Origin of the sequence: Kitasatospora sp. NPDC096147 (assembly GCF_044763225.1) — a bacterium.
Lineage (GTDB): Bacteria > Actinomycetota > Actinomycetes > Streptomycetales > Streptomycetaceae > Kitasatospora.
In genome coordinates, this window is record NZ_JBIWFX010000006.1 from 380589 (window position 1) to 406836 (window position 26248).

Annotated in this window: 16 protein-coding genes; 7 read left to right on the forward strand and 9 right to left on the reverse strand. The window is 72.5% G+C overall.

Annotated features, from left to right (window positions below; genetic code table 11):
- Window positions 1-61: 61 nt before the first annotated feature.
- From glgB to ACIRBX_RS21940, 4 genes are all read right to left on the reverse strand, one after another.
- Window positions 62-2539, reverse strand: coding sequence for a 1,4-alpha-glucan branching protein GlgB (glgB, locus tag ACIRBX_RS21925; protein ID WP_402298731.1), 2478 nt, complete (start codon window positions 2537-2539; stop codon window positions 62-64).
- Window positions 2540-2682: 143 nt separating this feature from the next.
- The gene (locus ACIRBX_RS21930; protein ID WP_402298732.1) at window positions 2683-4167 is read right to left on the reverse strand and encodes a maltokinase; all 1485 of its coding nucleotides are present in this window, start codon (window positions 4165-4167) and stop codon (window positions 2683-2685) included.
- A gap of 242 nt (window positions 4168-4409) precedes the next feature.
- Window positions 4410-6113 carry a maltose alpha-D-glucosyltransferase gene (gene treS / locus ACIRBX_RS21935; RefSeq protein ID WP_402298733.1) on the reverse strand — a complete coding sequence of 568 codons (1704 nt, stop codon included), beginning with the start codon at window positions 6111-6113 and terminating at the stop codon, window positions 4410-4412.
- Window positions 6110-8065, reverse strand: a complete 1956-nt coding sequence (locus ACIRBX_RS21940; protein WP_402298804.1) for an alpha-1,4-glucan--maltose-1-phosphate maltosyltransferase — start codon at window positions 8063-8065, stop codon at window positions 6110-6112. The genes treS and ACIRBX_RS21940 overlap by 4 nt, the downstream gene beginning before the upstream one ends.
- A gap of 785 nt (window positions 8066-8850) precedes the next feature.
- Between ACIRBX_RS21940 and glgP the strand changes: the two genes are divergently transcribed.
- A complete protein-coding gene (glgP, locus tag ACIRBX_RS21945; protein WP_402298734.1) occupies window positions 8851-11535 on the forward strand; it encodes an alpha-glucan family phosphorylase in 2685 nt (894 codons plus the stop codon).
- Between the two features lie 60 nt (window positions 11536-11595).
- Window positions 11596-11718 carry a hypothetical protein gene (locus ACIRBX_RS21950; RefSeq protein ID WP_402298735.1) on the forward strand — a complete coding sequence of 41 codons (123 nt, stop codon included), beginning with the start codon at window positions 11596-11598 and terminating at the stop codon, window positions 11716-11718.
- 195 nt (window positions 11719-11913) lie between these two features.
- On the opposite strand, the gene ACIRBX_RS21955 is transcribed toward ACIRBX_RS21950, so the two are convergent.
- Together ACIRBX_RS21955 and ACIRBX_RS21960 are read right to left on the reverse strand one after the other, a co-directional pair.
- Entirely contained in the window at window positions 11914-13758 is a 1845-nt protein-coding gene (locus ACIRBX_RS21955; protein WP_402298736.1) for an ABC transporter ATP-binding protein, read from the reverse strand.
- Complete coding sequence (locus tag ACIRBX_RS21960) at window positions 13755-15653, reverse strand: ABC transporter ATP-binding protein (protein ID WP_402298737.1); 1899 nt, start codon at window positions 15651-15653, stop codon at window positions 13755-13757. The genes ACIRBX_RS21955 and ACIRBX_RS21960 overlap by 4 nt, the downstream gene beginning before the upstream one ends.
- Before the next feature lie 262 nt (window positions 15654-15915).
- Here ACIRBX_RS21960 and ACIRBX_RS21965 point away from each other — a divergent pair, with 262 nt between their 5' ends.
- Both ACIRBX_RS21965 and ACIRBX_RS21970 read left to right on the forward strand, forming a co-directional pair.
- Entirely contained in the window at window positions 15916-17337 is a 1422-nt protein-coding gene (locus ACIRBX_RS21965; protein WP_402298738.1) for a family 2B encapsulin nanocompartment shell protein, read from the forward strand.
- A gap of 11 nt (window positions 17338-17348) precedes the next feature.
- Window positions 17349-18659: a family 2 encapsulin nanocompartment cargo protein terpene cyclase gene (locus tag ACIRBX_RS21970; protein WP_402298739.1), complete on the forward strand. Its 1311-nt coding sequence runs from the start codon at window positions 17349-17351 to the stop codon at window positions 18657-18659.
- On the opposite strand, the gene glgX is transcribed toward ACIRBX_RS21970, so the two are convergent.
- Window positions 18660-20852: a glycogen debranching protein GlgX gene (gene glgX / locus ACIRBX_RS21975; protein ID WP_402298740.1), complete on the reverse strand. Its 2193-nt coding sequence runs from the start codon at window positions 20850-20852 to the stop codon at window positions 18660-18662.
- A 246-nt stretch (window positions 20853-21098) separates the two neighbouring features.
- On the opposite strand from glgX, the gene ACIRBX_RS21980 reads away from it, so the two are divergent.
- The 3 genes from ACIRBX_RS21980 (at window position 21099) to ACIRBX_RS21990 (ending at window position 23778) form a co-directional block, all read left to right on the forward strand.
- Entirely contained in the window at window positions 21099-22304 is a 1206-nt protein-coding gene (locus ACIRBX_RS21980) for an Ig-like domain-containing protein (RefSeq protein WP_402298741.1), read from the forward strand.
- Between the two features lie 291 nt (window positions 22305-22595).
- Window positions 22596-23018, forward strand: coding sequence for an ATP-binding protein (locus ACIRBX_RS21985; protein ID WP_402298742.1), 423 nt, complete (start codon window positions 22596-22598; stop codon window positions 23016-23018).
- 256 nt (window positions 23019-23274) lie between these two features.
- The gene (locus ACIRBX_RS21990) at window positions 23275-23778 is read left to right on the forward strand and encodes a DinB family protein (protein ID WP_402298743.1); all 504 of its coding nucleotides are present in this window, start codon (window positions 23275-23277) and stop codon (window positions 23776-23778) included.
- A 30-nt stretch (window positions 23779-23808) separates the two neighbouring features.
- Here the strand turns inward: ACIRBX_RS21990 and ACIRBX_RS21995 are convergent, their stop codons facing one another.
- The gene (locus ACIRBX_RS21995) at window positions 23809-24672 is read right to left on the reverse strand and encodes a helix-turn-helix domain-containing protein (protein WP_402298744.1); all 864 of its coding nucleotides are present in this window, start codon (window positions 24670-24672) and stop codon (window positions 23809-23811) included.
- 89 nt (window positions 24673-24761) lie between these two features.
- A complete protein-coding gene (locus ACIRBX_RS22000) occupies window positions 24762-26129 on the reverse strand; it encodes an L-serine ammonia-lyase (RefSeq protein ID WP_402298745.1) in 1368 nt (455 codons plus the stop codon).
- Between the last annotated feature and the right edge of the window lie 119 nt (window positions 26130-26248).

The window sequence follows — 26248 nt, forward strand, 5'->3', positions numbered from 1 at the left end:
TCCGGGGGCGCAGTCTACGCAGCAGTGATCGAAGCCGTTCTCGATTTTCGAGAGCGCCTGCTCAGGCCGGGCGGAGCCAGACGGTGGCCAGTGGCGGCAGCACCAGTTCGGCGCTGCGCGGCTGCCCGTTCCACGGCGTGGCCTCGGACTTGACGGGGTGGGAGTTGGCCACGCCGCTGCCGCCGTAGCGCTCGGCGTCGGTGTTGAGGGCCTCCTCCCAGAGCTGCTCGCGGCCGGGGAGCTGCGGCAGGCCGACCCGGTGGCCGTGGCGGACCACGGGGGAGAAGTTGCAGACCGCCACCAGCGGGGTGCCGTCGGCGGCGTGCCGGACGAAGGAGAGCAGGTTGTCCTCGGCCGCGCCGCCGTCCAGCCAACGGAAGCCGTCGGGAGAGGTGTCCTGCTCCCAGAGCGCCGGGGAGGCCAGGTAGGTGTGGTTGAGATCGGCCACCAGACGGCGCACGCCCCGGTGGTCCTCGGCGGCCGGCCAGCCGTCGCCGAGCACCCACCACTGCGGGCCGTCCTCGTGGTTCCACTCCGCTCCCTGGGCGAACTCCTGCCCCATGAAGAGGAGTTGCTTGCCCGGGTGGGCCCACATGAAGCCCAGGTAGGCCCGGTGGTTGGCCCGCTGCTGCCACCAGTCGCCGGGCATCTTGGAGACCAGCGCGTGCTTGCCGTGCACCACCTCGTCGTGCGAGATCGGCAGCACGTAGTTCTCCGACCAGGCGTACACCAGGGAGAAGGTGATGTCGTCGTGGTGGTGCTTGCGGTGCACCGGCTCCTTGGCCATGTAGACCAGCGAGTCGTGCATCCAGCCCATGTTCCACTTCAAGCCGAAGCCCAGGCCGCCGGTGTCGGTGGGCCGGGTGACACCGTCCCAGGCGGTGGACTCCTCGGCGATGGTGACCACGCCGGGGCAGCGCCGGTAGACGGTGGCGTTCATCTCCTGGAGGAAGGCGACGGCGTCCAGGTTCTCCCGGCCGCCGTACTGGTTCGGGGTCCAGGCGCCGCCCTCGCGGGAGTAGTCGAGGTAGAGCATCGAGGCCACCGCGTCCACCCGCAGGCCGTCGACGTGGAACTCCTCGCACCAGTAGACCGCGTTCGCCACCAGGAAGTTGCGCACCTCGGTGCGGGCGTAGTCGAACTCCAGGGTGCCCCAGTCCGGGTGCTCGGCGCGCAGCGGGTCGGCCGGCTCGTAGAGCGGCTCGCCGTCGAAGCGGGCCAGTGCGAAGGCGTCCTTGGGGAAGTGCGCGGGCACCCAGTCGACGATCACGCCGATGCCGTGCCGGTGCAGGGTGTCCACCAGGAAGCGGAAGTCGTCCGGGGAGCCCAGCCGGGAGGTCGGCGCGTAGAAGCCGGTCACCTGGTAGCCCCAGGAGCCGCCGAAGGGGTGCTCCATCACCGGCATGAACTCCACGTGGGTGAAGCCCAGGTTCTCCAGGTAGCCCGGGAGTTCGGCGGCCAGCTCCCGGTAGCTGGTCAACTCCGGCCGCCAGGAGGCGAGGTGCAGCTCGTAGACCGACATCGGGGCCCGGTGGTGCACCGTGCGCTCCCGCCGGGCCATCCACTCGTCGTCCTGCCAGGCGTACGCCGAGCTGGTCACCACCGAGGCGGTGGCCGGCGGCACCTGGGTGGCCCGGGCCATCGGGTCGGCCTTCTCCAGCTTCCGGCCGTCCCGGGTGTGGATCTCGTACTTGTAGGTGGCGCCCTCCGCCAGGCCGGGGACGAACAGCTCCCAGACCCCGGAGGAGCCCAGCGAGCGCAGCGGGTGGCCGGTGCCGTCCCAGTGGTTGAAGTCGCCGATCAGCCGGACACCGGTGGCGTTCGGCGCCCAGACCGCGAACGAGGTGCCGGCGATCCCGGCCACCGTGCGGACCTGGCTGCCGAGCACCTGCCAGAGCTGCTCGTGCCGGCCCTCCTGGATCAGGTGGAGGTCCAGCTCGCCCAGGGTGGGCGGCAGCCGGTAGCCGTCCTGCTGCTCCAGCGGCTCGGCGCCCGGGTAGCCGACCCGGAGGGTGTAGGCCGGGATCTCCTGAAGGCCGGTCAGCAGGCCGGTGAAGAGGCCGCGCTGGAGGTGGGTCAGCTCCACCGGCCCCTGGCCGGTGACCACCACTACCCGCTCGGCGAACGGGCGGAGCACCCGGATCGTCACGCCCTCGGCGGTGAGGTGCGCGCCGAGCAGGGCGTGCGGGTCGTGGTGTTCGCCGGAGAGCAGCCGGTCGATCTCGCCGGGGGGCAGCGGGGCCTCGGGGAGGCGGAGGGCGGTCTCGGGCCGGCGAACGGCGGCGGGCCGGGCGGGCTCGGTGGAGGCGACCGGTGCGGTGGGTGCGGCAGGTGCGGCAGGTGCGGTGGGCTCGGGGGAGGCGACCGGTGCGGCGGGGGCGGGCTCGGTCGCGGCGGTCAGGGCCGGGCGGGGTGGGGCCGGCGGGTGGGTGCGCCCCGGGCGGGGCTTGCGGCGGTGGGCCGGATCGCCGGGCCGCTCGGGCAGGAAGGTGGCGGGCACGGGTGTGCTGCGGTCGCGCTTCTGGCCGGGCGGGGTCACGGCGGGGTCCTCCTGCGGGGGGTCGGGCGGATCGTCGGAACGGGAGAGCGGTGGGCGGGAAGCGGTGGGCACGGGCGCGGCGGTGCTTCGGTGCCGGGGGCGGGGAAGTGCCGGGGCGGGGAAGTGTCGAGGGTGACGTGCGGTCAGACGGACAGGGCCAGGCGGTTGATGGCGGCCAGCGGGATGGGGAGCCAGCCCGGCCGGTGCCGGGCCTCGTAGACCACCTCGTAGACCGCCTTGTCGATCTCCAGCGCGCGCATCAGCTCGGGCGCGGTGCCCGGGTCCATGCCGCCGCCGGCCGTGTAGCCGGCGCAGTACGCGGTGCGGTTGCGGCCGGCCCAGGCGGCGGCCAGGTGGGCCAGCTCCGGATCGGCCGGGGTGCCGGCCAGCAGGTGGGCGGCGGCGTAGTCGAAGGAGCGGAGCATGGCGGCCACGTCCCGGAGCGCGGGCTGCGGCAGCCGCCGCTCGGTCAGCGGTTTGGCCGGCTCGCCCTCGAAGTCCAGCAGCACCCAGCCGTGCGGGGTGCGCATCGCCTGGCCCAGGTGCAGGTCACCGTGGATCCGCTGGACCGGCAGGCCGTCCAGGTGATCCGCCGTCAGGGACCGGAAGGCGGCCCGCAGGGCGGTCCGGTAGCGGGCCAGCCCGGGGACGGCGGTGACCGCCCGGTCGAGGCGGTCGGCCATCTGGGCCGCCAGCAGGCTGGTCTGGGCCCGGTCCAGCCGGGCGGTCGGCATCGAGCGGGCCAGCACCCGGTGCACCTCGGCGGTGGCCCGGCCCAGCCGGTGCGCCTCGATCGCGAAGTTGCCGGGGGAGGGGTCGCCCTTGAGCCGGCCGACCTGGTCCAGGGCCAGCTCCCAGCCGTCCTCGGCCTCCGACAGGTAGCGCTGGAGCAGTCCGAGGGTGGCCGGTTCGGCCCCCTCCATCCGGCTCTCGAACCAGGCCGCCACCCGGGGGATCCGGGTGGACCCGGCCCGGGACAGCGCCAGCGAGAGCTCCAGGTCCGGGTTGGTGCCCGGACTGATCCGGCGGAACAGCTTCAGGATGAACTCGGTGCCGTAGATCACCGAGCTGTTGGACTGCTCGGCGGTGGAGGCCCGGCCGGGCAGGTGCGTGGGCAGCCCGGGGCCCGGGGTGCGCCGGAAGGAGAGCGCGCCGAACCGGTCGCCGGTGGCCAGGTGCTCCAGCAGCCGGCCGGTCAGCTCCGGGTCGTGCACCGCGTCGTAGAGTGCCGCGCCGTCGTGCTGGCCGCCGCTGAGCCGCCCGAGCAGGGCGGACGGCGGCAGGCCGGCCGACTGCTGGGAGCGGATGCCGAGCATCAACTGGTAGATCTCGCCCGGGGATTCGTCGCCCTCGTACTCCACCCGCAGCAGCAGGTGGAGCAGGGCCGGGTCGCCGACCTGGAGCGGGGTGCCGACCAGTGGCGTCAGCCCGCTGATCGCGCGCCCCTTGCCCGCGTACCAGCGCTGGCCGGGCAGCCAGGCCGCGATCAGCGGCAGGGCCGACTGGACCAGCTCGCTGACCCCGACAGCGGTTCTCCGGACCCCGGTGCTCCGCGTCCCGACCGGGGCGGTGGCCGCTCCGGTCGGATCTTGGTGCAGGTGGGCCTGAGAACGGGAGGTTTCGGACATGACTCCCTTTCCCCGGAAGCGGGCCGACTGCCCGACGGGTCTGGCCGGGTCCGTCAGTCTTCCGGATTTCGGCGGCGCGGCGGCGACGGCACGCGAGGGGGGCTCGGGTGTCACGCCATAGTGTGGGTGGCCGTTGGGCTGTTCTCCGTACGCGGTGGTGCAGAGAGCGCCCAGGGGGCGCGAAAAACGTGCTCGCGCCCCCTGGACAGGTGAACTGACTGATCGTTACTTCACCGCTTCGTTCACTGCTTGCGAGGGTTGCGCAGCTGGAACCAGTAGAAGCCGTGCCCGGCCAGGGTGAGCAGGTAGGGCCACTCGCCGATGGACGGGAAGCGCACGCCGCCGATCAGCTCCACCGGGTAGCGCCCCCCGAACCGCCGCAGGTCCAACTCGGTCGGCTGCGCGAACCGCGAGAAGTTGTTCACGCACATGACCAGGTCGCCCTCGTACTCGCGCACGAAGGCCAGCACCGCGGGGTTGCTGGAGGGCAGCTCGGTGTAGCTGCCGAGGCCGAACGCCGGATTGAGCTTGCGGATTTCGATCATGCGACGCGTCCAGTGCAGCAGCGAGCTCGAACTGCTCTGCTGCGCTTCGACGTTGGTCACCTGATAGCCGTACACCGGGTCCATGATGGGCGGCAGACTGAGCCTGCCCGGGTCGGCCGAGGAGAAACCCGCGTTGCGGTCCGGGGTCCACTGCATCGGCGTGCGGACGCCGTCCCGGTCGCCCAGCCAGATGTTGTCGCCCATGCCGATCTCGTCCCCGTAGTAGAGGACCGGCGAGCCGGGCAGCGAGAGCAGCAGGGCGGTGAACAGCTCGACCTGGTTCCGGTCGTTCTCCAGCAGCGGGGAGAGCCGGCGGCGGATGCCGACGTTGGCCCGCATCCGCGGGTCCTTGGCGTACTCCGCGTACATGTAGTCGCGCTCCTCGTCGGTGACCATCTCCAGGGTCAGCTCGTCGTGGTTGCGCAGGAAGATCCCCCACTGGCAGTTGCCGGGGATGGTCGGCGTCTTGGCCAGGATCTCCGAGACCGGGTAGCGGGACTCCCGGCGGACCGCCATGAAGATCCGGGGCATCACCGGGAAGTGGAACGCCATGTGGCACTCGTCGCCGCCGGAGCCGAAGTCGCCGAAGTAGTCGACCACGTCCTCCGGCCACTGGTTGGCCTCGGCCAGCAGCACGGTGTCCGGGTAGTCCGCGTCGATCTCCTTGCGGACCCGCCGGAGGAACTCGTGGGTCTCCGGCAGGTTCTCGCAGTTGGTGCCCTCCCGGGCGAACAGGTACGGCACCGCGTCCAGCCGGAAGCCGTCGATCCCGAGGTCCAGCCAGAACCGCAGGCCGGCGATCATCTCCTCCTGGACCCGGGGGTTGTCGTAGTTCAGGTCCGGCTGGTGGGAGAAGAACCGGTGCCAGAAGTACTGCTTGCGGACCGGGTCGTAGGTCCAGTTCGAGGTCTCGGTGTCGACGAAGATGATCCGGGCGTCCGGGTACTGCTTGTCGTCGTCGGCCCACATGTAGAAGTCGCCGTACGGCCCGTCCGGGTCGCGCCGGGACTCCTGGAACCACGGGTGCTGGTCGCTGGTGTGGTTCATCACGAAGTCGATGATCACCCGCATGCCGCGCAGGTGCGCCGCGTCCACGAACTCCACGAAGTCGGCCAGGTCGCCGAACTCCGGCAGCACCGACTTGTAGTCGGCCACGTCGTACCCGCCGTCCCGCAGCGGCGAGGCGAAGAACGGCGGCAGCCAGAGGCAGTCCACGCCCAGCCACTGGAGGTAGTCCAGCTTCGAGGTGAGGCCCTTGAGGTCACCCACCCCGTCCCCGTTGCTGTCCTGGAACGAGCGCACCAGGACCTCGTAGAACACCGCCCGCTTGAACCACTCCGGGTCGCGGTCCGCCGGCGAGGACTCGGCGAAGGTGTCGGGCACGGGATCGTTCACTGTCACTGAGGGTTCCTCCGAACCGTGAGGAGGTGGGCCGGCCCGGTGGTGGGGTCGAGCCGGACGTAGTTGTGGCGGTGCCAGGTCCAGGAGGCTCCGGTGAGTTCGTCGTGCACGGCGAGGGGGCCGTCCCAGGGGAGGGTGACGGTGGCTTCCTGGGGGTGGTGCGGGTCGAGGTTGACCACGGTGAGGACGTGGTCGGTGAGGCCGTCCTCGGTGGTGGCGGTCTTCGAGTAGGCGATCAGGTGGTCGTTGTCGGTGGGGTGGAAGGTGAGGTCGCGCAGCTGCTGGAGCGCGGGGTGACGGCGCCTCAGCCGGTTGAGGGTGGTGAGCAGCGGGGCCAGGGTGTCGGTGCGGGACCAGTCGCGCGGGCGCAGCTCGTACTTCTCGGAGCTCGCGTACTCCTCGGAGCCGGGCTTGGCGGGCTGGTTCTCGTAGTGCTCGTAGCCCGCGTAGACGCCCCAGCTGGGGGCCAGGGTGGCGGCCAGCACGGCGCGCAGGGCGAAGGCGGCGGGGCCGCCGTCCTGGAGGTGGCCGGGGAGGATGTCGGGGGTGTTGGCGAAGAAGTTGGGGCGCATGTAGGAGGCGGCCTCGCCGCTGAGCTCGGTGAGGTACTCGGTGAGCTCGTCCTTGGTCTCGCGCCAGGTGAAGTAGGTGTAGGACTGGTGGAAGCCGATCTTTCCCAGGGTGTGCATCATCGCGGGGCGGGTGAACGCCTCGGCCAGGAAGACCACGTCCGGGTCGGTGCGGGCGATGTCGCCGAGCACCTTCTCCCAGAACAGCACCGGCTTGGTGTGCGGGTTGTCGACCCGGAAGATCCGCACGCCGTGCGCCATCCAGTGCCGCAGGACCCGCAGGGTCTCCTTGACCAGGCCGTCGAAGTCCTGGTCGAAGGCGATGGGGTAGATGTCCTGGTACTTCTTCGGCGGGTTCTCCGCGTAGGCGATGGTGCCGTCGGCGCGGTGGCTGAACCACTCGGGGTGCTTGTTCACCCAGGGGTGGTCCGGGGAGCACTGGAGGGCGAAGTCCAGCGCGATCTCGATGCCGAGCGCGGTGGCCTCGGCGACGAAGGCGTCGAAGTCCTCGATGGTGCCGAGGTCGGGGTGGATCGCGTCGTGGCCGCCCTCGGGCGAGCCGATCGCCCAGGGCGAGCCGACGTCGTGCCGACCCGCCGTCAGGGTGTTGTCCGGGCCCTTGCGGTAGGCCCGGCCGATCGGGTGGATCGGTGGCAGGTAGAGCACGTCGAAGCCCATCGCGGCCACCGCCGGGAGGCGTTCGGCGGCGGTGCGGAAGGTGCCGGAGACCGGCGGGCGGTTGCCGTCCGGGTCGATCAGGGCGCCCTCGGAGCGCGGGAAGAACTCGTACCAGGAGCCGTAGAGCGCCCGCGGCCGGTCCACCTGGAGCGGCAACGGCCGGGTGGAGCTGATGAGTTCGCGCAGCGGGTAGCGCTCCAGCAGGGCGGTCACCTCGGGGGCGAGGGCGGCGGCCAGTCGGGAGAGCGGGGGGAGCTCCGGGTCGCGCAGCGCGTCGGCGGCGGCCAGCACGTGGGCCCGGCCCTCCTTCTTGGGCACCCCGGCGGCGGCCCGCTCGAACAGCGCGGCGCCCTCCTCCAGGACCAGCGCGGTGTCGATCCCGGCGGGCAGCTTGATCCCGGCGGTCTTCCGCCAGCCGGCCAGCGGGTCGCCCCAGGCCTCGACCAGGTAGGACCAGCGGCCGGGGGCGGTCGGGGTGACGTGCGCGCCCCAGCGGTCGGTGCCCGGGGCGAGTTCGCGCATCGGGGTCCACGGGGCGCTGCGACCGCGCGGGTCGCGGAGCACCAGGTTGGCGTTGACCGCCTCGTGGCCCTCGCGGAAGACGGTGGCGGTGACCGGGAACCGTTCGCCGACCACCGCCTTGGCCGGGCGGCGCCCGGCGTCGATCTGGGGGGAGACGTCCAGGACGGGGATGCGGCCGATCACGGTGGTGCTCTCTGTCGTCTTGCGGGCGGTGGTCTTCCGGGCGGTGGTCTTGGCGGGTGCCTTGGTGGTGGTCTTGGTGGGCGCCTTCGCGGCGCTCTTGGCGGTGCTCCTGGTGGTGGTCCGGGCTGCTGCGGTCTTGGTGGCGCTGCTCTTCCGGGCCGCCCGTGGGGCGGGGAGCTCCGGCGGCGGCTCGGAGGCCGTCGCGCCGTGCGTCGGTTGGTCCCGCGTGTCACCGTGCATGCCTGAACTCCTGCCCGAGGGGGACTGCTGGGTGAGAGGAGGACCTGCGTCCGGTGAACCTGCCCGCGTGCGTCCCGGCGCGCGCCACATCGGGCGCGCTCCCGTGCGACCCAACCCACCGGATGAACGACGGGCAGGTGTACGAGGACACGCCTGATGACCGGCACACAGACCGAATGGGCTAAGGAAATTGAGGGATCGTCGGCGGGAAGGAGGTTTCCGGACGCGAAGTCGGCGGAGGAGGCGCCACCCGGATCGCACTCCCCGTCGCAGCTCCGACTTTTGTCCATCCTCGCACCGGCGGCAAGACCTACGACACGGTAAGCGGGTGATTTCGGACGGTATGCAGGGGTGAATCGGCCAGCGGAAACGCGCGCTTAGCGGAGTGTTCACGTGCCCCCGGGGCGGGCGCTGATTCGAATGCGCCCCCGCGCGCCCCTATGCCGCCGAATGCGCCCGTTGCGATCTCATCAATGGTCCATCCGGGTGCCGAATACGTCAGTTGACGGACCTTCAACTCTGCCGCCGGGTCTAGGCTGCACGCCGTGAAGGCAATCCGCAGATTCACCGTGCGCACCGTCCTGCCCGAACAACTCCAGCCGCTGCACGAGCTCGCGCTCAACCTCCGCTGGTCCTGGCACCCGGAGACGAGGGAGCTGTTCCGCTCCGTCGATCCGGAGGTCTGGGCGGCGGTGGGCGAGGATCCCGTGCGCCTGCTCGGCGAGGTACCGGCCGACCGGCTGGCCTCGCTGGCCGCCGACCGTCGCTTCCTACGCCGGCTGAACGACCTCTCCGACGAACTCCGCGACTACCTGACCGGGCCGCGCTGGTACCAGTCCGCGCTCGCGCCGGCCGCCGAGGGCGCCGGAGACGGCACCGGCCCGCTGCCCGCCGCGATCGCCTACTTCTCGCCGGAGTACGGCATCGCCGCCGCGCTCCCGCAGTACTCCGGCGGCCTCGGCATCCTGGCCGGCGACCACCTGAAGGCCGCCAGCGACCTGGGCGTCCCGGTGGTCGGGGTCGGCCTGTTCTACCGGCACGGCTACTTCCGCCAGTCGCTCTCCCGCGAGGGCTGGCAGCAGGAGCGCTACCCGCTGCTGGACCCGGACGAGCTGGCCGTCAGCCTGCTCCGCGAGCCCGACGGCACCCCCTGCCGGGTGGAGCTGGCGCTGCCGGCCGGCCGCAGCCTGACCGCGCAGATCTGGAAGGCCCAGGTCGGCCGGGTGCCGCTGCTGCTGCTCGACTCCGACATCGAGTGCAACACCCCCGCCGAGCGCGAGGTCACCGACCGCCTCTACGGCGGCGGCAGCGAGCACCGGCTGCTCCAGGAGATGCTGCTGGGCATCGGCGGCGTCCGGGCGGTCCGCACCTACTGTCGGCTCACCGGCCACCCGGCGCCCGAGGTGTTCCACACCAACGAGGGCCACGCCGGCTTCCTCGGCGTCGAGCGGATCAGCGAACTGGTCAACGGCCCCGAGCAGTTGGGCTTCAGTGCCGCCCTGGAGGCGGTCCGGGCCGGCACCCTGTTCACCACCCACACCCCCGTCCCGGCCGGGATCGACCGCTTCGACCGGGAGTTGGTGGCCCGGCACTTCAGCGGCGACGCCGCGCTCCCCGGCGTCCCGGTGGACCAGGTGCTGGCACTCGGCGTGGAGAGCTGGCTGGGCGGTGACCCCAAGCTGTTCAACATGGCCGCGATGGGCCTGCGGCTGGCCCAGCGGGCGAACGGCGTGTCCACCCTGCACGGCGAGGTCAGCCGGGGCATGTTCAACGGACTCTGGCCGGGATTCGACGCCACCGAGGTACCGATCACCTCGGTCACCAACGGGGTGCACGCGCCCACCTGGATCGACCCGGCCGTGGTCCGGCTCGGGGCCGGCGAGCTCGGCCAGGAGCGGATCGAGGAGGCGATGGCCACCGGCGAGGCCCGCCGCTGGACCGGCCTGGAGCGGATCGGCAACACCGAGGTCTGGGAGCTGCGCCGCACCCTGCGCAGCCAGCTGGTCGAGGAGGCCCGGCTCCGGCTGCGCGCCTCCTGGCGCCAGCGCGGCGCCGGGGACAGCGAGTTGGCCTGGGTCGACGGTGTGCTCGACCCCGACGTGCTGACCATCGGCTTCGCCCGCCGGGTGCCCTCGTACAAGCGGCTCACCCTGATGCTGCGGGACCCGGAGCGGCTGCGCGCCCTGCTGCTGCACCCGACCGCCCCGGTGCAGATCGTGGTGGCGGGCAAGGCCCACCCGGCCGACGACGGCGGCAAGCGGCTGATCCAGCAGCTGGTGGCCTTCGCCGACGACCCGCAGGTGCGGCACCGGATCGTCTTCCTGCCGGACTACGACATGGCGATGGCCCGGCACCTCTACCCGGGCTGCGACGTCTGGCTGAACAACCCGCTCCGCCCGCTGGAGGCCTGCGGCACCTCCGGGATGAAGGCCGCCCTGAACGGCTGCCTCAACCTCTCCATCCTGGACGGCTGGTGGGACGAGTGGTACGACGGCGAGAACGGCTGGGCGATCCCCACCGCCGACGGCGCCGCGGCCACCCTCGACCCGGAGAGCCCGGAGGCCGAGCGGCGGGACGACCTGGAGTCGGCCGCCCTCTACGACCTGATCGAGCACCAGGTCGCGGCCCGGTTCTACGACCGGGGCACGGACGGGCTGCCGCACCGCTGGATCGCCATGGTCCGGCACACCCTGGTCACCCTCGGGCCCAAGGTGCTGGCCGGCCGGATGGTCCGGGAGTACGTCGAGCGGCTGTACGCCCCGGCCGCCCTGGCCCAGCGCGAGCTGGCGGCCGGCGGTCACCTCGGAGCCCGGGAGCTGGCCGACTGGAAGGCCCGGGTCCGGGAGGGCTGGCCCGCCGTGCGGGTCGAGCACGTGGAGGCCGAAGGGCTGGCCGAGGCACAGGAGTTGGGCTCCACCCTGACCCTGCGGGTGCAGGTGGCGCTCGGCGTCCTGGAGGTCACCGACGTGGAGGTCCAGGTGGTCTCCGGCCGGGTGGACGAGGCCGACGGCATCTCCGACGCCGTCACCCTCGCCCTCAAGCCGACCGGTGGCCCCGACCTGGACGGACGGCACCGCTACGAGGGCACCCTGGAGCTCTCCCGCACCGGCCCGTTCGGCTACACCGTCCGGGTGCTCCCGGCCCACCAGCTGCTCGCCTCCCCGGCCGAGCTCGGCCTGGTCGCGCTGCCCGCCGAGACGGTGGGGATGGACGCGGGCGTGCTGCGGTAGCCGAATTGGCTTGCACGGACGACCCCTCCCGCTCATCGCTGCTCGGGAGGGGTCGTCGTCGTGTCCTGGACCGAGGCGCTCGGATTCGTCACCGGGGCCGTCCGCGTCCGGCTCACCGTCAGGGCGAAGGCGGGGAACGGACTGCTCGCGGCCGGCTGGGGCCTGGCCGACCCCCTGGGCTGAGGCCGGCCGCAGGGTTCGGAAGGGCAGGTGCCCGGGGGTGTGGGAACTGCGCGAACCGGAAGGCGGTCCACCGGCAACTGAACCACCGTCAGCCGGTAGCAGGTGGTGCCTTCCCAGCCCGCGCAGTTCCTCGCGCCCCTGGGCGCTTGCCCTGTCGGACGTGGCGTGTCGCCTGTGCCCGGGGGCGCGTGCTGCCTAGACCAGGCTGTCGCGCCAGGCCTGGTGGAGGTCGGCGAAGCGGCCCTGGCCGGAGATGAGGGCGGCGGGGGTGCCGTCCTCGACGATGCGGCCGTGGTCGAGGACCAGGACGCGGTCGGCGATCTCCACGGTGGAGAGGCGGTGCGCGATGATCACGGCCGTCCGTCCGGCCAGGACGGTCCGCATGGCCTGCTGGACCGCCTGTTCGCCAGGCACGTCCAGCGAGGAGGTGGCCTCGTCCAGGATCAGCACGGCCGGGTCGGCCAGCAGGGCCCGGGCGAACGCCACCAGTTGGCGCTGGCCGGCCGAGATGCGACCACCGCGCTTGCGGACGTCGGTGTCGTAGCCGTCGGGCAGCGCCGCGATGAAGTCGTGGGCCCCGATCTCCCGGGCGGCCTGCTCGACCTCGGCGCGGCTCGCGCCCGGACGGCCGATGGCGATGTTCTCGGCGACGGTGCCGGAGAACAGGAAGGACTCCTGGGTGACCATCACCACGCCCCGCCGCAGCTCCTCGGTGGCCAGGGCGCGCAGGTCCACACCGTCGAGCAGGACGCTGCCCTCGGTGGGGTCGTAGAACCGGGCCAGCAGCTTGGCCAGGGTGGACTTGCCGGCACCGGTGGCGCCGACCACGGCGGTGGTGCGGCCGGCCGGGAGGGTCAGGTCGAAGCGGGGGAGCACCTCGGTGCCGTTGGGGTAGGCGAAGCGGACCTCGCGGAAGCTGACCTCGCGGCCCTTGCCGTCGGCGGTGGCGGGCAGCGCGGTGGGCTCGGCCGGTTCGGCCACGGTGGGGTCGTGGGCCAGCAGGCCGGCGATCTTCTCCAGGGCCGCGGCGGCGGACTGGTAGCTGTTCAGGAACATCGCCAGCTGGTCCAGCGGGTCGTACAGGCGGCGCAGGTAGAGCACGAAGGCGGTGAGCACGCCGAGCTCCAGGCTGCCGTCGGTGGCCAGCACCGCGCCGAGCAGCACCACGCCGGTGATCCAGGTGTTGGCGGTGGCCCGGGAGATGGTGACGTAGCGGGCCATCTCCAGCAGGCCGTCGGCGGTGGCGTGGGCGGACTGGCGGTTCACCGCGTCGAAGGCGCGCTGGTTGGCCGCCTCGCGGCGGAACGCCTGGACCGGGCGGATGCCGTTCATGGTCTCGGTGAACCGGACGATCACCGAGGCGACCGCCGTCCGGGAGCGCCGGTAGACCTTGAGCGCCCGGCGCTGGAACGAGCGGACGGTGAGGTACATCGGCAGGAAGGAGAGCAGCGCGGCCAGGCCGAGCCGCCAGTCCATCACCATCAGCACGCCGGAGATGTAGACCACCGAGAGGCCGACGGTGAGCAGCTCCTGGAGGCCCTCGGCCAGCAGCTCGCGCAGCGCGTCCACGTCGCTGGTGGCCCGGGAGATGATCCGGCCGGAGGTGTAGCGCTCGTGGAAGTCCAGGCTGAGACGCTGGGCGTGCCGGAAGATCCGGCCGCGCAGGGTGAGCAGGATGGTGTTGTTGATCCGGCCGCTGAGCCGGATGAAGGCGCGCTGCAGCACGGTGGAGAGCGCGGCGCAGCCGAGGTAGGCGGCGATCACCGCGACCAGCGGGCCGGCGTCGTGGTCGCGCAGGGCCGGGACGCCCCGGTCGATGGCGACCGCGATCAGCAGCGGGCCGGACTGCAGGGCGGCCTGCTGGAGCAGGATGACCAGCATGGCGACGGTGATCCGGCGCCGGTGCGGGCCGAGCAGTTCGCGGAGCAGTCTGCGGGGGGCCCCGGGCGGGACCGGGATGTCCTGGTCGTCCTCGGTGGCGGAGGTCGGCAGCTCCTCCTCCTCGGCCGCCACGGGCGGGCCCTGCACGGTGGTGGTCATCGGGCGAGGCTCCGTTCGGGGGCGGCCCGGCCGGTGTCGGCGGCCTGACCGGTCATCAGTTCTCGGTAGGCGGGCGAGCGGTGCAGCAGCTCCTGGTGGGTGCCGACGTCGGCGATCCGGCCGTCGGCCAGCACCGCCACCCGGTCGGCCAGCAGGACGGTGCTCGGCCGGTGGGCCACCACCAGGGCGGTGGTGCCGGCCAGCACCTGGCGGAGCGCCTGCTCGACCAGCGCCTCGGTGTGCACGTCGAGCGCGGAGAGCGGATCGTCCAGCACCAGGAAGTCGGGGTTGCCGACCACCGCGCGGGCCAGGGCCAGGCGTTGGCGCTGGCCGCCGGAGAGGCTGAGGCCCTGCTCGCCGACCTCGGTGGCGGTGCCGTGGGGAAGCCGCTCGACGAAGCCGGCCTGGGCGGTGGCCAGGGCGGTGGCGAGCTCCTGCTCGGTGGCGTCCGGACGGCCCATCAGGACGTTCTCCCGGACCGAGGCGGAGAACAGCGTGGGCTCCTCGAAGGCGACGCTGACCAGCTCGCGCAGGGTCGGCAGCGGGATCGAGCGGACGTCCCGGCCGTCCAGCGTGAGGGTGCCGCCGGTGGCTTCGTAGAGCCGGGGGAGCAGTGCGGTCAGGGTGGTCTTGCCGGAGCCGGTGGCGCCGACCAGGGCCATCGTCTCGCCCCGGCGCACGTGCAGGTCGATGCCGTCCAGCAGGTCGGGCGAGTCGGCCGGGGCGTCGGGGTAGCGGAACCGGACGCCGGTGAACCGGATGCCCCGGTCCTCGGGGGAGTCCGAGGCGGCGCTGGCCGGCCCGGGCTCGGCCACCGGCTCGTCCTCAGGCTCGTCCTCAGGCTCGTCCATCACCTCGAAGTAGCGGTCGGTGGCGGTGGCCGCCTCGTTGGCGTAGGCGAGCAGCCAGCCGAGCGACTCGACCGGCCAGCGCAGTGCCAGCGCGACGGAGAGGAAGGCCACCAGGGCGCCCACCGTCAACTGGTCGTCGGCGACCAGGACGGCGCCGACCGCCAGCGCGATGCCGAGCGCGACCTCGGGCAGGCCGACGATGACCGCCCAGAGGTTGGCCAGCATGTCGGCCTTGCGGATCTCGGTGGAGCGCAGCTCCTCGGTCTGCCGCTTGAAGCGCTCCGTCATGGTGCGGTGCCGGCCGAACGCCTTGAGGATGCGGATGCCGAGCACCGACTCCTCGATCACGGTGGCCAGGTCGCCGGCCTGGTCCTGGGCCTGCCGGGCGGCGGCGGCGTACTTGCCCTCGAAGTGGCTGGTCAGCAGCACCAGCGGGACCACCGGCAGCAGCATGATCAGCCCGAGCCGCCAGTCCAGCAGGAACATCATCACCGTGCCGGTCAGGAAGACCAGCGAGTTGACGATCAGGAAGACCAGCGGGAAGGCCAGGAACAGCCGCATGGTGAACATGTCGGAGGTGGCCCGGGAGAGCAACTGCCCCGAGGGCCAACGGTCGTGGAAGGAGACCGGCAGCCGCTGGAGCTTGGCGTAGAGGTCGCTGCGCAGCCTGCTCTCCACCTCGGCCAGCGGCCGGGCCACGATCACCCGCCGGACGCCGAACAGCGCGGCCTCGGCGAAACCGAGCAGCAGCAGCAGACCGGCCAGCGGCCAGAGCGCGTCGAGGTCGTCGTGGGCGATCGGTCCGTCGACGATCCGCTGGAGCACCAGCGGGACCATCAGCACGCTGCCGGAGGCGAGCAGGGCGGCGGTCACCGATCCGGCCAGCCGCCAGCGGGCGGTGCGCGCGTAGGGCCACAGGCGTATCAGCGAGCGCACCGTGGACCGTCTCGGTGGGGCCGCGGCGGCGGGTGGTGACGGTGTGTCGGCTGTACTGAGCTGCTGTTTCTCGGCCACGGCCGAGAGGGTAAGCCGATCCGCTGACATTTCTCACCAGGTTTTACGTTCCTGTCGGCGAGAACCGGCCACCGGGCGGCCGGGAGCGCTGGAGGCGCTGCCCGGAGTGAGGACGAGGCCGGGCGCCGTCGGGCCCCGGTGCGCACGCCGGGCGTGATCCGGGGTGTCCGGCGTAGCGCGGACGGTCCACGCGGACGGCCCACGACGGCCGCCTCTTGTGGGCGCCCCCGGCCGGTGCGATTCGATCACCTCGGAGCGTAACGCTTCAGTGAGAGAGAGGCAGGACCAGGCGATGACGGTCGAGACCGAGCCGACTCACGAGTCGGCGGCCGTTCAGGCGCAGCCCCAGCTCAGCCTGAGCACGGCGGCGGCGCGCAACCTCGCCACCACGACCAAGACCGAACCGCAGAACCAGGACGTCAGCTCACGCTGGCTGTCCCGGCTGCTCCCCTGGGTGGAGGTGCAGGGCGGCACCTACCGGGTGAACCGACGCCTCAACTACGCCGTCGGCCGGGGCCGGGTGGCCTTCGAGCAGACCGGCGTCGAGGTCCGGGTGGTGCCGCCCTCGCTCGCCGAGGTCCCGCCGCTGCGCGGCTACACCGACCGGGCGGTGCTGGCCGAGCTGGCCGGGCTGTTCGTCTCCCGGCCGGTCAGCCCCGGCCAGGCCCTGGTGGAGCAGGGCGCCCCGGTGGCCGAGCTGTTCCTGATCGCGCACGGCAAGCTGGAGCGCACCGGCACCGGCAAGTACGGGGAGCGCACCGAGCTCGGCCAGTTGGCCGACGGCGACCACCTCGGGGAGGAGGCGGTCGCGCAGGCCGCCCCGCGCTGGGAGTACACCGTCCGGGCGCTCACCGCCGGGACGGTGCTGGCGCTGCCCTTCTCCGCCTTCCAGCAGCTGATGGACCGCGCGCCCGGCCTGCGGGCCCAGCTGGACGGCTACCTGGCCGGCACCCGGCGGGCCCAGAACGAGCTCGGCGAGGCGGCGATCGAGGTGGCCGCCGGCCACACCGGCGAGCCGCTGCTGCACACCACCTTCGTGGACTACGAGCCCAAGCCCCGCGAGTACGAGCTGGCGGTCGCCCAGACGGTGCTGCGGGTGCACACCCGGGTCGCCGACCTCTACAACCACCCGATGAACCAGACCGAGCAGCAGCTCCGGCTGACCGTCGACGCCCTGAAGGAGCGTCAGGAGCACGAGCTGGTCAACAACCCGGACTTCGGCCTGCTCCACAACGCCGCCTTCGACCAGCGGATCTCCACCCACTCCGGGCCGCCCACCCCCGACGACCTGGACGAGCTGCTCTCCATGCGCCGGGAGACGGACTACCTGTTCGCCCACCCCAAGGCGATCGCGGCCTTCGGTCGGGAGTGCAACCGGCGCGGCCTCTACTTCGGCGGGGCGGAGGTCGGCGGCCACCACCTGCCGGCCTGGCGCGGGGTGCCGATCCTGCCCTGCGGCAAGATCCCGGTGACCCGCGGGCACACCTCGTCCATCCTGGCGATGCGGGTCGGCGAGCAGGGCCAGGGCGTGGTCGGGCTGCGGCAGACCGGCATCCCGGACGAGCTGGAGCCGGGGCTGAACGTGCGCTTCATGGGGATCGACGAGAAGGCGATCGTCTCCTACCTGGTCAGCATCTACCACTCCGCCGCCGTGCTGGTGCCGGACGCGCTGGGCATCCTGGAGAACGTCCAGGTCAACGGCGCCCGGAGCTGAGGAGAGCCGTCGTGGTGTCTCCGCTCGCCCGGCTGCTCGGCGGGGCCCGGGTCGGGGAGTTGGCGGTGCTGGCCGCCGCCGAGATCCTGGCCCGTCCCGCTCCCCGGCCGGCCACCTCGCTGCTGTCCCCCCTGTCGCTGCTCTCCCCGGCCAGGCCGGCCGCTCCGCCGGGAGCCCTGCCGACCGCCCCGCCCGTGCTGCCGACCACCCTGCCGGGCACTCTGCCGGGTGCCGGGGGACTGCTCCGGTCCCCCCTCAACGGCCCGACCGGGCTGGGCACTTCCTCGCTCTCACCGGTCAGGCCGCCGTGGGCACCGCCGTCACCGCCGGAGCCGCAGCCGCCGCCCGAACCGGGCCGGGACCGGCCGGGCCTCCCACTGCACTGCCCGCCCCCCGTCCGGGACGATCCGGCGCTCGGCGAGGCGGTGAACGAACGGCTGGTGGCCTGGGCCGCCGAGTGCGGCATCTACACCGACCGGCTGGAGCAACTGCGGGCCGCCGGCTTCGGGCGGCTGCTGATGCTCACCCACCCCGACACCGACGACCCGGACCGGCTGCTGGCCGCCGCCAAGTGCGCGCTGGCCGAGTGGGCGGTGGACGACTACTACTGCGACGAGGAGTCCGACGGCGCCGACCCCCGACTGGCCGGTGCCCGGCTGCTGCTGGCCAACGCGGCGGTCGATCCGGTGCACCTCCCGCTGCGCTACGCGCCCCAACTGGAGCGCGGCATGCGGGAGGACCCGGTGCTGGTGGCGCTGCGCACTGCGCTGGAGCACCTGGCACGCTACGGCACCCCCTCGCAGGTGGCCCGGCTGAAGCACGAACTGGCCGCCATCTTCGTGGCCTTCGGGGCCGAGGCGGCCTGGCGGATGGCCGGAGGGCTCCCTCCGGTCTGGCAGTACCTGGTGAACCGTCAGCCGAACAGCTTCCTGCCGTGCATCGCCCTGATCGACCCGGTCGGCGGCTACGAGCTGCCGGCCGCCGAGTACGCCGACCCCCGGATCCGCCGGGCGGTCACCACCGCCTCGCTGGCCAGCGTGCTGGTCAACGACCTCTACTCGATGGCGAAGGAGAGCCGCTCCGGCACGCTCGACTTCAACCTCCCCACCCTGATCGCGGCGGAGGAGGGCTGCTCGCTCTCGGAGGCGGTGCGGCGCAGCATCGAGATCCACGACGAGCTGGTGCTCACCTTCGAGGCGGAGGCCGCCGTGCTGGTGCCGACCGGCTCGCCGGCCCTCCAGCGGTACCTGGCCGGTGTGTACGCCTGGCTGGGCGGGAACCACGAGTGGCACCGCACCAGCCCGAAGTACCAGGAGGGTTGATCACCCCGCCTGGTGTCCGGCCGGCGCCCGGAGCAGTTGCAGCGAGCGTCCGGCCAGTGTGACCACACCGCCCCGCCCCGGGTCCTGCGGCCCGGGGCGGGCGGTGTCCACCACCGTTTCGTACCGGCAGGGCCAGGGCTCGCCGGGCAGTGTGAAGGGGACGTCGACCGAGCCGCCGTTGAGCAGCAGCAGGAAGCTGTCGTCGGTCAACTCGCAGCCGTGCTCGTCCCGTTCGGACATCGCCGAGCCGGAGAGCAGCATCCCGAGCACCCCGTCGGGGGCGTACCAGTCGCCCTCGGTCATCTCCTTGCCGCGCGCGTTGAACCAGACCAGGTCGCGCTGCCCGCCGGGCTCGGCCGCCCGGCCGGAGAAGAAGGCGCGCTGCCGGAGCACCGGGTGGCGCCGCCGCAGCCGGATCAACGTGCCGGTGAGTGCGGTGAGTTCGCGCCACTGCGGGTCGGCCAGCAGGGTCCAGTCCAGCCAACTGGTCTCGTTGTCCTGGCAGTAGGCGTTGTTGTTGCCGCCCTGGGTGCGGCCCAGCTCGTCCCCGGCGGTGAGCATCGGCACGCCGGTGGAGAGCAGCAGGGTGCTCATCAGGTTCCGGAGCTGGCGCACCCGCAGGCCGCGCACCTCCGGGTCCTCGGTCTCGCCCTCCACCCCGCAGTTCCAGGACCGGTTGTCGTCGGTGCCGTCCCGGTTCTGCTCGCCGTTGGCCTCGTTGTGCTTGCGGTCGTAGGAGACCAGGTCGCGCAGGGTGAAGCCGTCGTGCGCGGTGACGAAGTTGACCGAGGCGTACGGGCGGCGGCCGCCGCGCTGGTAGAGGTCCGAGGAGCCGGACAGCCGGTAGCCGAGCTCGCGGACGTCGAGGCGGGCGCCGCGCCAGAAGTCCCGCACCGCGTCCCGGTACTTGTCGTTCCACTCGGCCCAGAGCGGGGGGAAGCCGCCGACCTGGTAGCCGCCCGGGCCGACGTCCCAGGGCTCGGCGATCAGCTTCACCCGGCTGAGCAGCGGGTCCTGGGAGACGGCGCCCAGGAAGGGGTGGTGCATCTCCACGCCGTCGGAGCCCCGGGCCAGCGCGGCGGCCAGGTCGAAGCGGAAGCCGTCCACCCCCATCTCGGTGACCCAGTAGCGCAGCGAGTCGGTGATCAGCCGGACGGCGTGCGGCTGGCGGGTGTCCAGGGTGTTGCCGCAGCCGGTGTAGTCGGCGTAGCCCCGGCGGCTGCGGTCCAGCCGGTAGTACCCGGCGTTGTCGATGCCGCGCAGCGAGAGCGAGGGGCCCATCACCCCGCTCTCGGCGGTGTGGTTGTAGACCACGTCGAGGATCACCTCGATGCCGGCCGCGTGCAGCGCCCGCACCATCCGCTTGAACTCGCCGACCTGCTGGCCCCGGCTGCCGGAGGCGGCGTAGCCGGCGTGCGGGGCGAAGAAGCCCAGGGTGTTGTAGCCCCAGTAGTTGGTCAGCCCGCGCTGCTGGAGGTGGTCCTCGTCGGCGTACTGGTGCACCGGCAGCAGTTCGACGGCGGTGACCCCGAGGTCCACCAGGTGGCCGATGGCCGCCGGGTGCGCCAATCCGGCGTAGGTGCCCCGGAGTTCACGCGGCACCCCGGGGTGGCGCATGGTGAAGCCGCGCACGTGCAGCTCGTAGAGGACGGTCTCGGCCCACGGGGTCTTCGGGCGCTGGTCGTCGTACCAGTCGTCGTCGTCGTGCACCACCACCGCCTTGGGCACGTACGGTGCGGAGTCCCGGTTGTCCCGGACGGTGTCGGCGACGTCCTGCTCGGGCCAGCCCCGGACGGCGGCGCAGGTGGCGTCGTGGGCGGTGTAACTCCCGTCCACCGCGCGGGCGTACGGGTCGAGGAGGAGTTTGGCCGGATTCCACCGGGCGCCGGTCCACGGGTCCCAGCGGCCGTGCACCCGGTAGCCGTAGCGGGTGCCGGGCAGGACCCCGGGCAGGTAGCCGTGCCAGGTCTGGAAGGTCCGCTCGGTGAGCGGGTGCCTGGTCTCGCCGCCGTCCTCGGCGAACAGGCAGAGCTCGACCGCCTCGGCGTCCGGCGCCCAGAGCGCGAAGTTGGTGCCGGGGCGGCCGTCCTGGTCGGTGCGGAACCGTGCGCCGAGCGGCTGCCAGCTGCCCGGCCAGGGCACCGCGGGGTCGGGTCGGCCCTCGTGCGCTGTCCGTTGCTGCCTAGCCGTCATCGGCCGCACCCTCCCAGCTCTCCGCAGGGGCCGTCCCGGGCCCTGTCCAGTCCTTGTTCCCTGATCAGGTGTCACTGTCACGCGCCGGGCGCGGCTGTGACGGACTGTGAACGATTCTGTCCCGGAAAGCGGCGTCCGGGCGTCCACCGGGCGAATCCCGTGTCACGTGTCCGGGCGGTCGCCCGCTCGTTGAACCGGACGGTTGTCGGCACCGCAGTCCGTGGCGCCGAACGGAAAGGACGTGGCATGCGCCCCCGGGTCGGAGTCTGGACACGGCGGTTGGCGGTGGCCGGGCTCTGCCTGCTGACCGCCTGCACCAGCGAGCGGACGGCCGCGCCGAGCTCCGACGCCGCCGCCTCGGCGAGCCCGGCGGTCTCCCGGGCGGTGATCACCAGCACCCCGGCGGACGGCGCCCAGGAGGTGCCGGCCGAGGGGCCGGTGAAGGTGACGGTGGCCCAGGGGCGGCTGGTCTCGGTCCGGCTGGCCGACCAGAAGGGCACCGAGGTGCCGGGGAAGGTCGGCCCGGACGGCGTCTGGGTGCCGGACGCCCGGCTGGCGATGTCCACCGCGTACACCCTGGACACCGTGGCCGAGGACCAGGCCGGGCTGAAGGCGGCCCAGCACGTGGCCTTCGCCACGCTCGCCCCCGACCACACCTTCGCCGCCTTCTTCACGCCCGAGGACGGCTCCACGGTCGGGGTCGGGATGCCCGTCTCGCTCCGCTTCAGCCGCCCGATCACGGACCGGGCGGCGGTGGAGAAGGCCATCTCGGTGACCGCCGACCCGCCGGTGCCGGTGGCCGCGCACTGGTTCTCCAGCCGGCGGCTCGACCTGCGCCCGGAGAAGTACTGGGCGGCCGGCACCAAGGTCACGCTGGCGCTCCGGCTGAAGGACGTGCAGGGCGCCCCGGGGGACTACGGCACCCAGTCCAAGGACGTGCACTTCACGGTCGGCCGCTCGGTGGTCTCCACGGTGGACCTGGAGGCGCACACCATGACGGTCCGTCAGGACAGCAGGGTGCTGCGCACCCTGAAGGTGTCCGGCGGCAGCCCGGAGTTCTCCACCTACCTGGGCACCATGGTGATCTCGGAGAAGTTCGCCGTCACCCGGATGAACTCGCAGACCGTCGGGCTGGGCGACGAGTACGACATCAAGGACGTGCCGCACGCGATGCGGCTGACCGCCTCGGGCACCTTCGTGCACGGCAACTACTGGGCCGCCCGGGACGTCTTCGGCACCGCCAACACCAGCCACGGCTGCCTGGGCCTGGCCGACGTGAAGGGCGGGTCGGACAGCTCCCCGGCGGGCTGGTTCTTCGAGCAGTCCACCGTCGGCGACGTGATCGAGGTGCACGGGAGGAGCGGGGACCGGGTGCCGCCGGAGAACGGCCTGAACGGCTGGAACCTCACCTGGGACCAGTGGCGCAAGGGCAGTGCGCTCGGGGGGCGATAGGCGCTCAACTGTTCGACGATGAAAGGAGTTTGGGACCTTTCGCCGCTCTGCTGTACGAGTGGGGGGAGCGGTGCGCCTGTCATATGCCAGTCGAATAGTGATCGTTTACTCATTGTCAGTACGCGGGCGCTCGCAGTCCGCAATGATGGGCGCATGGCGGGATGGGGCGAAGCAGAGTGGGCATCACTTCCGGCAGCCGGAGCGCCTGCTGACGGCCCGTCGGACATCGCGGAAGGTGGGGTGCTCGCCCTGGAGACTCTGGAACGACTCAGCCCGCAGGAGGTCGAGCGCGTGCACTTCGGCCGACTCTGCGCCCAGGTCGCCGCCGAGGAGGAGGTGTTCCTGCCCTCCCGTCCCGAACTCGTCGGCCTGGCCCGGCGCGTGGTCCTCACCGTCCTGCAGGGCTGGCGGCTCCACCAGTTACTGGAGGTCGGCGAACTCCTCACCGGCGAGCTGATGGCCAACGCCGTCCGGCACACCGGGGGCCGCACCATCGGCCTGCGCCTCACCCGCCGCCCCGGCTGGCTCCGGGTCGAGGTCCGCGACTCCTCCCGTGCCCTGCCCTGTCTGGTGCTGGCGGAGCCGGGCAGCGAGACCGGCCACGGCATGCTCCTGGTCAACACGCTCGCCGAGCGCTGGGGGGCCGATCTGCTCCCGCGCGGCAAGGGCGTCTGGTTCGAGCTGAAGATCCGCGAGCGGGCGGCCCAGGGCTGACCGCCCCGGAGAACAGTGCGGGGCCCCCGGGCGGCCGTGGTGCGGCGTGGGGGCCCCTGCAGATGTCACCGCGCCGGCCAAGGGGGTGCGTGCCGCGCGGGTGTCGATGGCTCGACTATCGCACGGTCTCAGCATGTGGGCAAAATCCAACGAAAGGTTTGTAAGCTACTTCACCTTCACTAATCGTATGGATTCGCCCTCCGTCCTTTGATTATTCAGTCGACAGCGCGCCCCGGTTCCGTCATGATGCGGCGCGATGACTCGTACCGACATGCCCCAGACCCTGGATGAGCGCACCACGCTGCTCACCTTCCTCGACTACGCCCGGGCCACCGCACTGGCCAAGGTCGACGCGCTGAGCCCGGAGGACGCCGCGAAGGCGCCGCTGCCCGGCTCGCCGCTGATGACCCTCGGCGGGCTGATCAGCCACCTGCGCTGGGTGGAGCACTGGTGGTTGGACGTGGTGCTGCTCGGCGCCGAGTGCGTGGCGCCGTGGACCGACGCGGACCCGGACGGGGAGATGCGGATCGGGGCGCAGATCCCGATCGCCACCCTGACCGCCGACTACCTGGCGCAGATCGAGCGCCACCGCGAGCTGGTGGCCGGCCTCGACCTCGACACCTGGGCGGTCGGCACGGTCCGCAGCGGCACCCGGATCAACCTCCGCTGGATCCTCTTCCACCTGGTGGAGGAGATCTCCCGGCACAACGGCCACCTCGACGTGCTGCGCGAGCTGGCCGACGGCACCACCGGGGACTGACCGGCCGTCACCCGAGCCGCTGTCAGGTGCTCAGCGCTCCACCGGGATCCACAGCTGGGCCGTGGTGTCCGAGCCGTCCGGGAACGAGCCGAGGGCGAGCAGCTCCGGCCCCGGGCGGCTGCGGTAGGCGCTGGACGGGAACCACTGGGTGAAGACGTCCCGCCAGAGCTCCTGGAGCGCCTGCGGGAACGGTCCCGAGGTCTCGAAGACCCCCCACTCGCCGGCCGCCACCAGCAGGGTGTCCAGCCCCTCCGGCACCGGGTCGGGCGCCACCACGGCCTGGTAGTAGTCGAGTTCGGTGCCCTCGGCCCGGCTCGGGTCCAGCCCGTCGGAGACCGAGAGCATCCCGGCCGGCTCGGCACCGGGGGCGGACAGCCCGGCGATCCGCTCCAGCTCCGCCCGGCCGACGCCGCGCAGGAACTCCACGATGTGCGGGTTCTCCCCCCGGTGCACCAGCGGCACCCGGGCCCTCCGCCCGACCAGGGTGAACTCCGGCTTCCGTACGACCCGGTAGCGCATGCTGCTGTTCCCTTCCACGACGAGGCGGAAGGAGAGCCGGGGCTGCGCGGTCAACTCGGCACCGTCGCGCCGGGCTTCGCCCGGTCCGATCCCGTGCACCGCCCGGAACGCCCGGGCGAACGCCTCGCCCGAGCCGTACCCGTACCGGACCGCCACCTCCAGCAGCGTCCGCTCCCCGGCCAGCACCTCGGCCCCGGCCAGCGTCAGCCGCCGGCGCCGTACGTACTCCGACAGCGGCATCCCCGCCAGCGCCGAGAACAGCCGCCGGAAGTGGTACTCCGAGGTCAGCGCGATCCGCGCCAACTCCGGCACGTCGAGCGGCAGTTCGAGCCGCTCTTCGAGGTGGTCCAGTGCGCGGTTCAGCCCGTCCAGCACCCGGCTCTCCTTCCCTGATGCCCCCACCGTAGAAAAGCGGAGCGGGCCCGGACCCGACCGTCCGTGCCCGCTCCGGTCGGGTCAGCGCCTCAGCACTCGATGACGTTGACGGCGAGGCCGCCGCGCGAGGTCTCCTTGTACTTGATCTTCATGTCGGCGCCGGTCTCCTTCATGGTCTTGATCGCCTTGTCGAGGGAGACGTGGTGGCGGCCGTCGCCGCGCAGCGCCATCCGGGCGGCGGTGACGGCCTTCACGGAGGCCATGCCGTTGCGCTCGATGCAGGGGATCTGGACCAGGCCGCCGACCGGGTCGCAGGTGAGACCGAGGTTGTGCTCGATGCCGATCTCGGCCGCGTTCTCGACCTGCTCGGGGGAGCCGCCGAGCACCTCGGCCAGGCCGCCGGCCGCCATCGAGCAGGCCGAGCCGACCTCGCCCTGGCAGCCGACCTCGGCGCCGGAGATGGAGGCGTTCTCCTTGAACAGCATGCCGATCGCCCCGGCGGCCAGCAGGAAGCGGACGATGCCGTCGTCGTCGGCGCCGGGGATGAAGTTGAGGTAGTAGTGCAGGACGGCCGGGATGATGCCGGCGGCGCCGTTGGTCGGCGCGGTGACCACCCGCCGGCCGGAGGCGTTCTCCTCGTTGACCGCCATCGCGTAGAGGGTGACCCACTCCATCGCGTTGGCCGGGCCGATGCCCTCGGCGCGCAGCGCACGGGCGCCGGAGGCGGCCCGGCGACGGACCTTGAGGCCGCCCGGCAGGATGCCCTCGCGGTTCATGCCGGCCGAGACGCACTCCTGCATCACCCGCCAGATCTCCAGCAGCCCGGCCCGGATCTCGGCCTCGGAGCGCCAGGCCTTCTCGTTCTCCAGCATCAGGCCGGAGATCGACAGGCCGGTCTCCCGGGTGAGCCGGAGCAGTTCCTCGCCGGTGCGGAAGGGGTAGCGCAGCGCGGTGTCGTCCGGGACGACCCGGTCGGCGCCGATCGCGTCCTCGTCCACCACGAAGCCGCCGCCGACCGAGTAGTAGGTCTTCTCCAGCAGGGTGGCGCCGTCGGCGTCGAAGGCCCAGAGCGTCATGCCGTTGGCGTGGTAGGGCAGGGCCTTGCGGCGGTGCAGCACCAGCTGGGTGTCCGGGTCGAAGGCGATGTCCTGCACGCCGAGCAGGTGCAGGCGCTTCTCGGCCTTGATCCGGTCCACGTCCTCGTCGGCCCGGTCGACGTCGACCGTCCGGGGCGAGTGGCCCTCCAGGCCGAGCAGGACGGCCTTCGGGGTGCCGTGGCCGTGGCCGGTGGCGCCGAGCGAGCCGAACAGCTCGGCCCGGACGGAGACGGTCTGCGCGAGCAGGCTCTCGGACTTGAGGCGGCGGGCGAACATCCGGGCCGCGCGCATCGGTCCGACGGTGTGCGAGCTGGAGGGGCCGATACCGATGGAGAAGAGGTCGAAGACGCTGATGGCCACGGAGGTGACGTCCTTGTCTGGTCTCGTGGGTGAAGCCGGGGCAGGCATGGCACGGGGCACCGCGCGCCACGGTTACCAGTGTGCGCGGTGCCCCGGAAGAGCAAGGTGGCCGTAGGGCC

What these genes read in the sequence shown, in the direction of transcription:
- ACIRBX_RS21930 (WP_402298732.1), bottom strand. Translation starts at nt 4,167, where the DNA reads ATGTCCGAAACCTCCCGTTCTCAGGCCCACCTGCACCAAGATCCGACC.
- ACIRBX_RS21955 (WP_402298736.1), bottom strand. Translation starts at nt 13,758, where the DNA reads ATGACCACCACCGTGCAGGGCCCGCCCGTGGCGGCCGAGGAGGAGGAG.
- ACIRBX_RS21960 (WP_402298737.1), bottom strand. Translation starts at nt 15,653, where the DNA reads ATGTCAGCGGATCGGCTTACCCTCTCGGCCGTGGCCGAGAAACAGCAG.
- ACIRBX_RS21965 (WP_402298738.1), top strand. Translation starts at nt 15,916, where the DNA reads ATGACGGTCGAGACCGAGCCGACTCACGAGTCGGCGGCCGTTCAGGCG.
- glgX (WP_402298740.1), bottom strand. Translation starts at nt 20,852, where the DNA reads ATGACGGCTAGGCAGCAACGGACAGCGCACGAGGGCCGACCCGACCCC.
- ACIRBX_RS21980 (WP_402298741.1), top strand. Translation starts at nt 21,099, where the DNA reads ATGCGCCCCCGGGTCGGAGTCTGGACACGGCGGTTGGCGGTGGCCGGG.
- ACIRBX_RS21990 (WP_402298743.1), top strand. Translation starts at nt 23,275, where the DNA reads ATGACTCGTACCGACATGCCCCAGACCCTGGATGAGCGCACCACGCTG.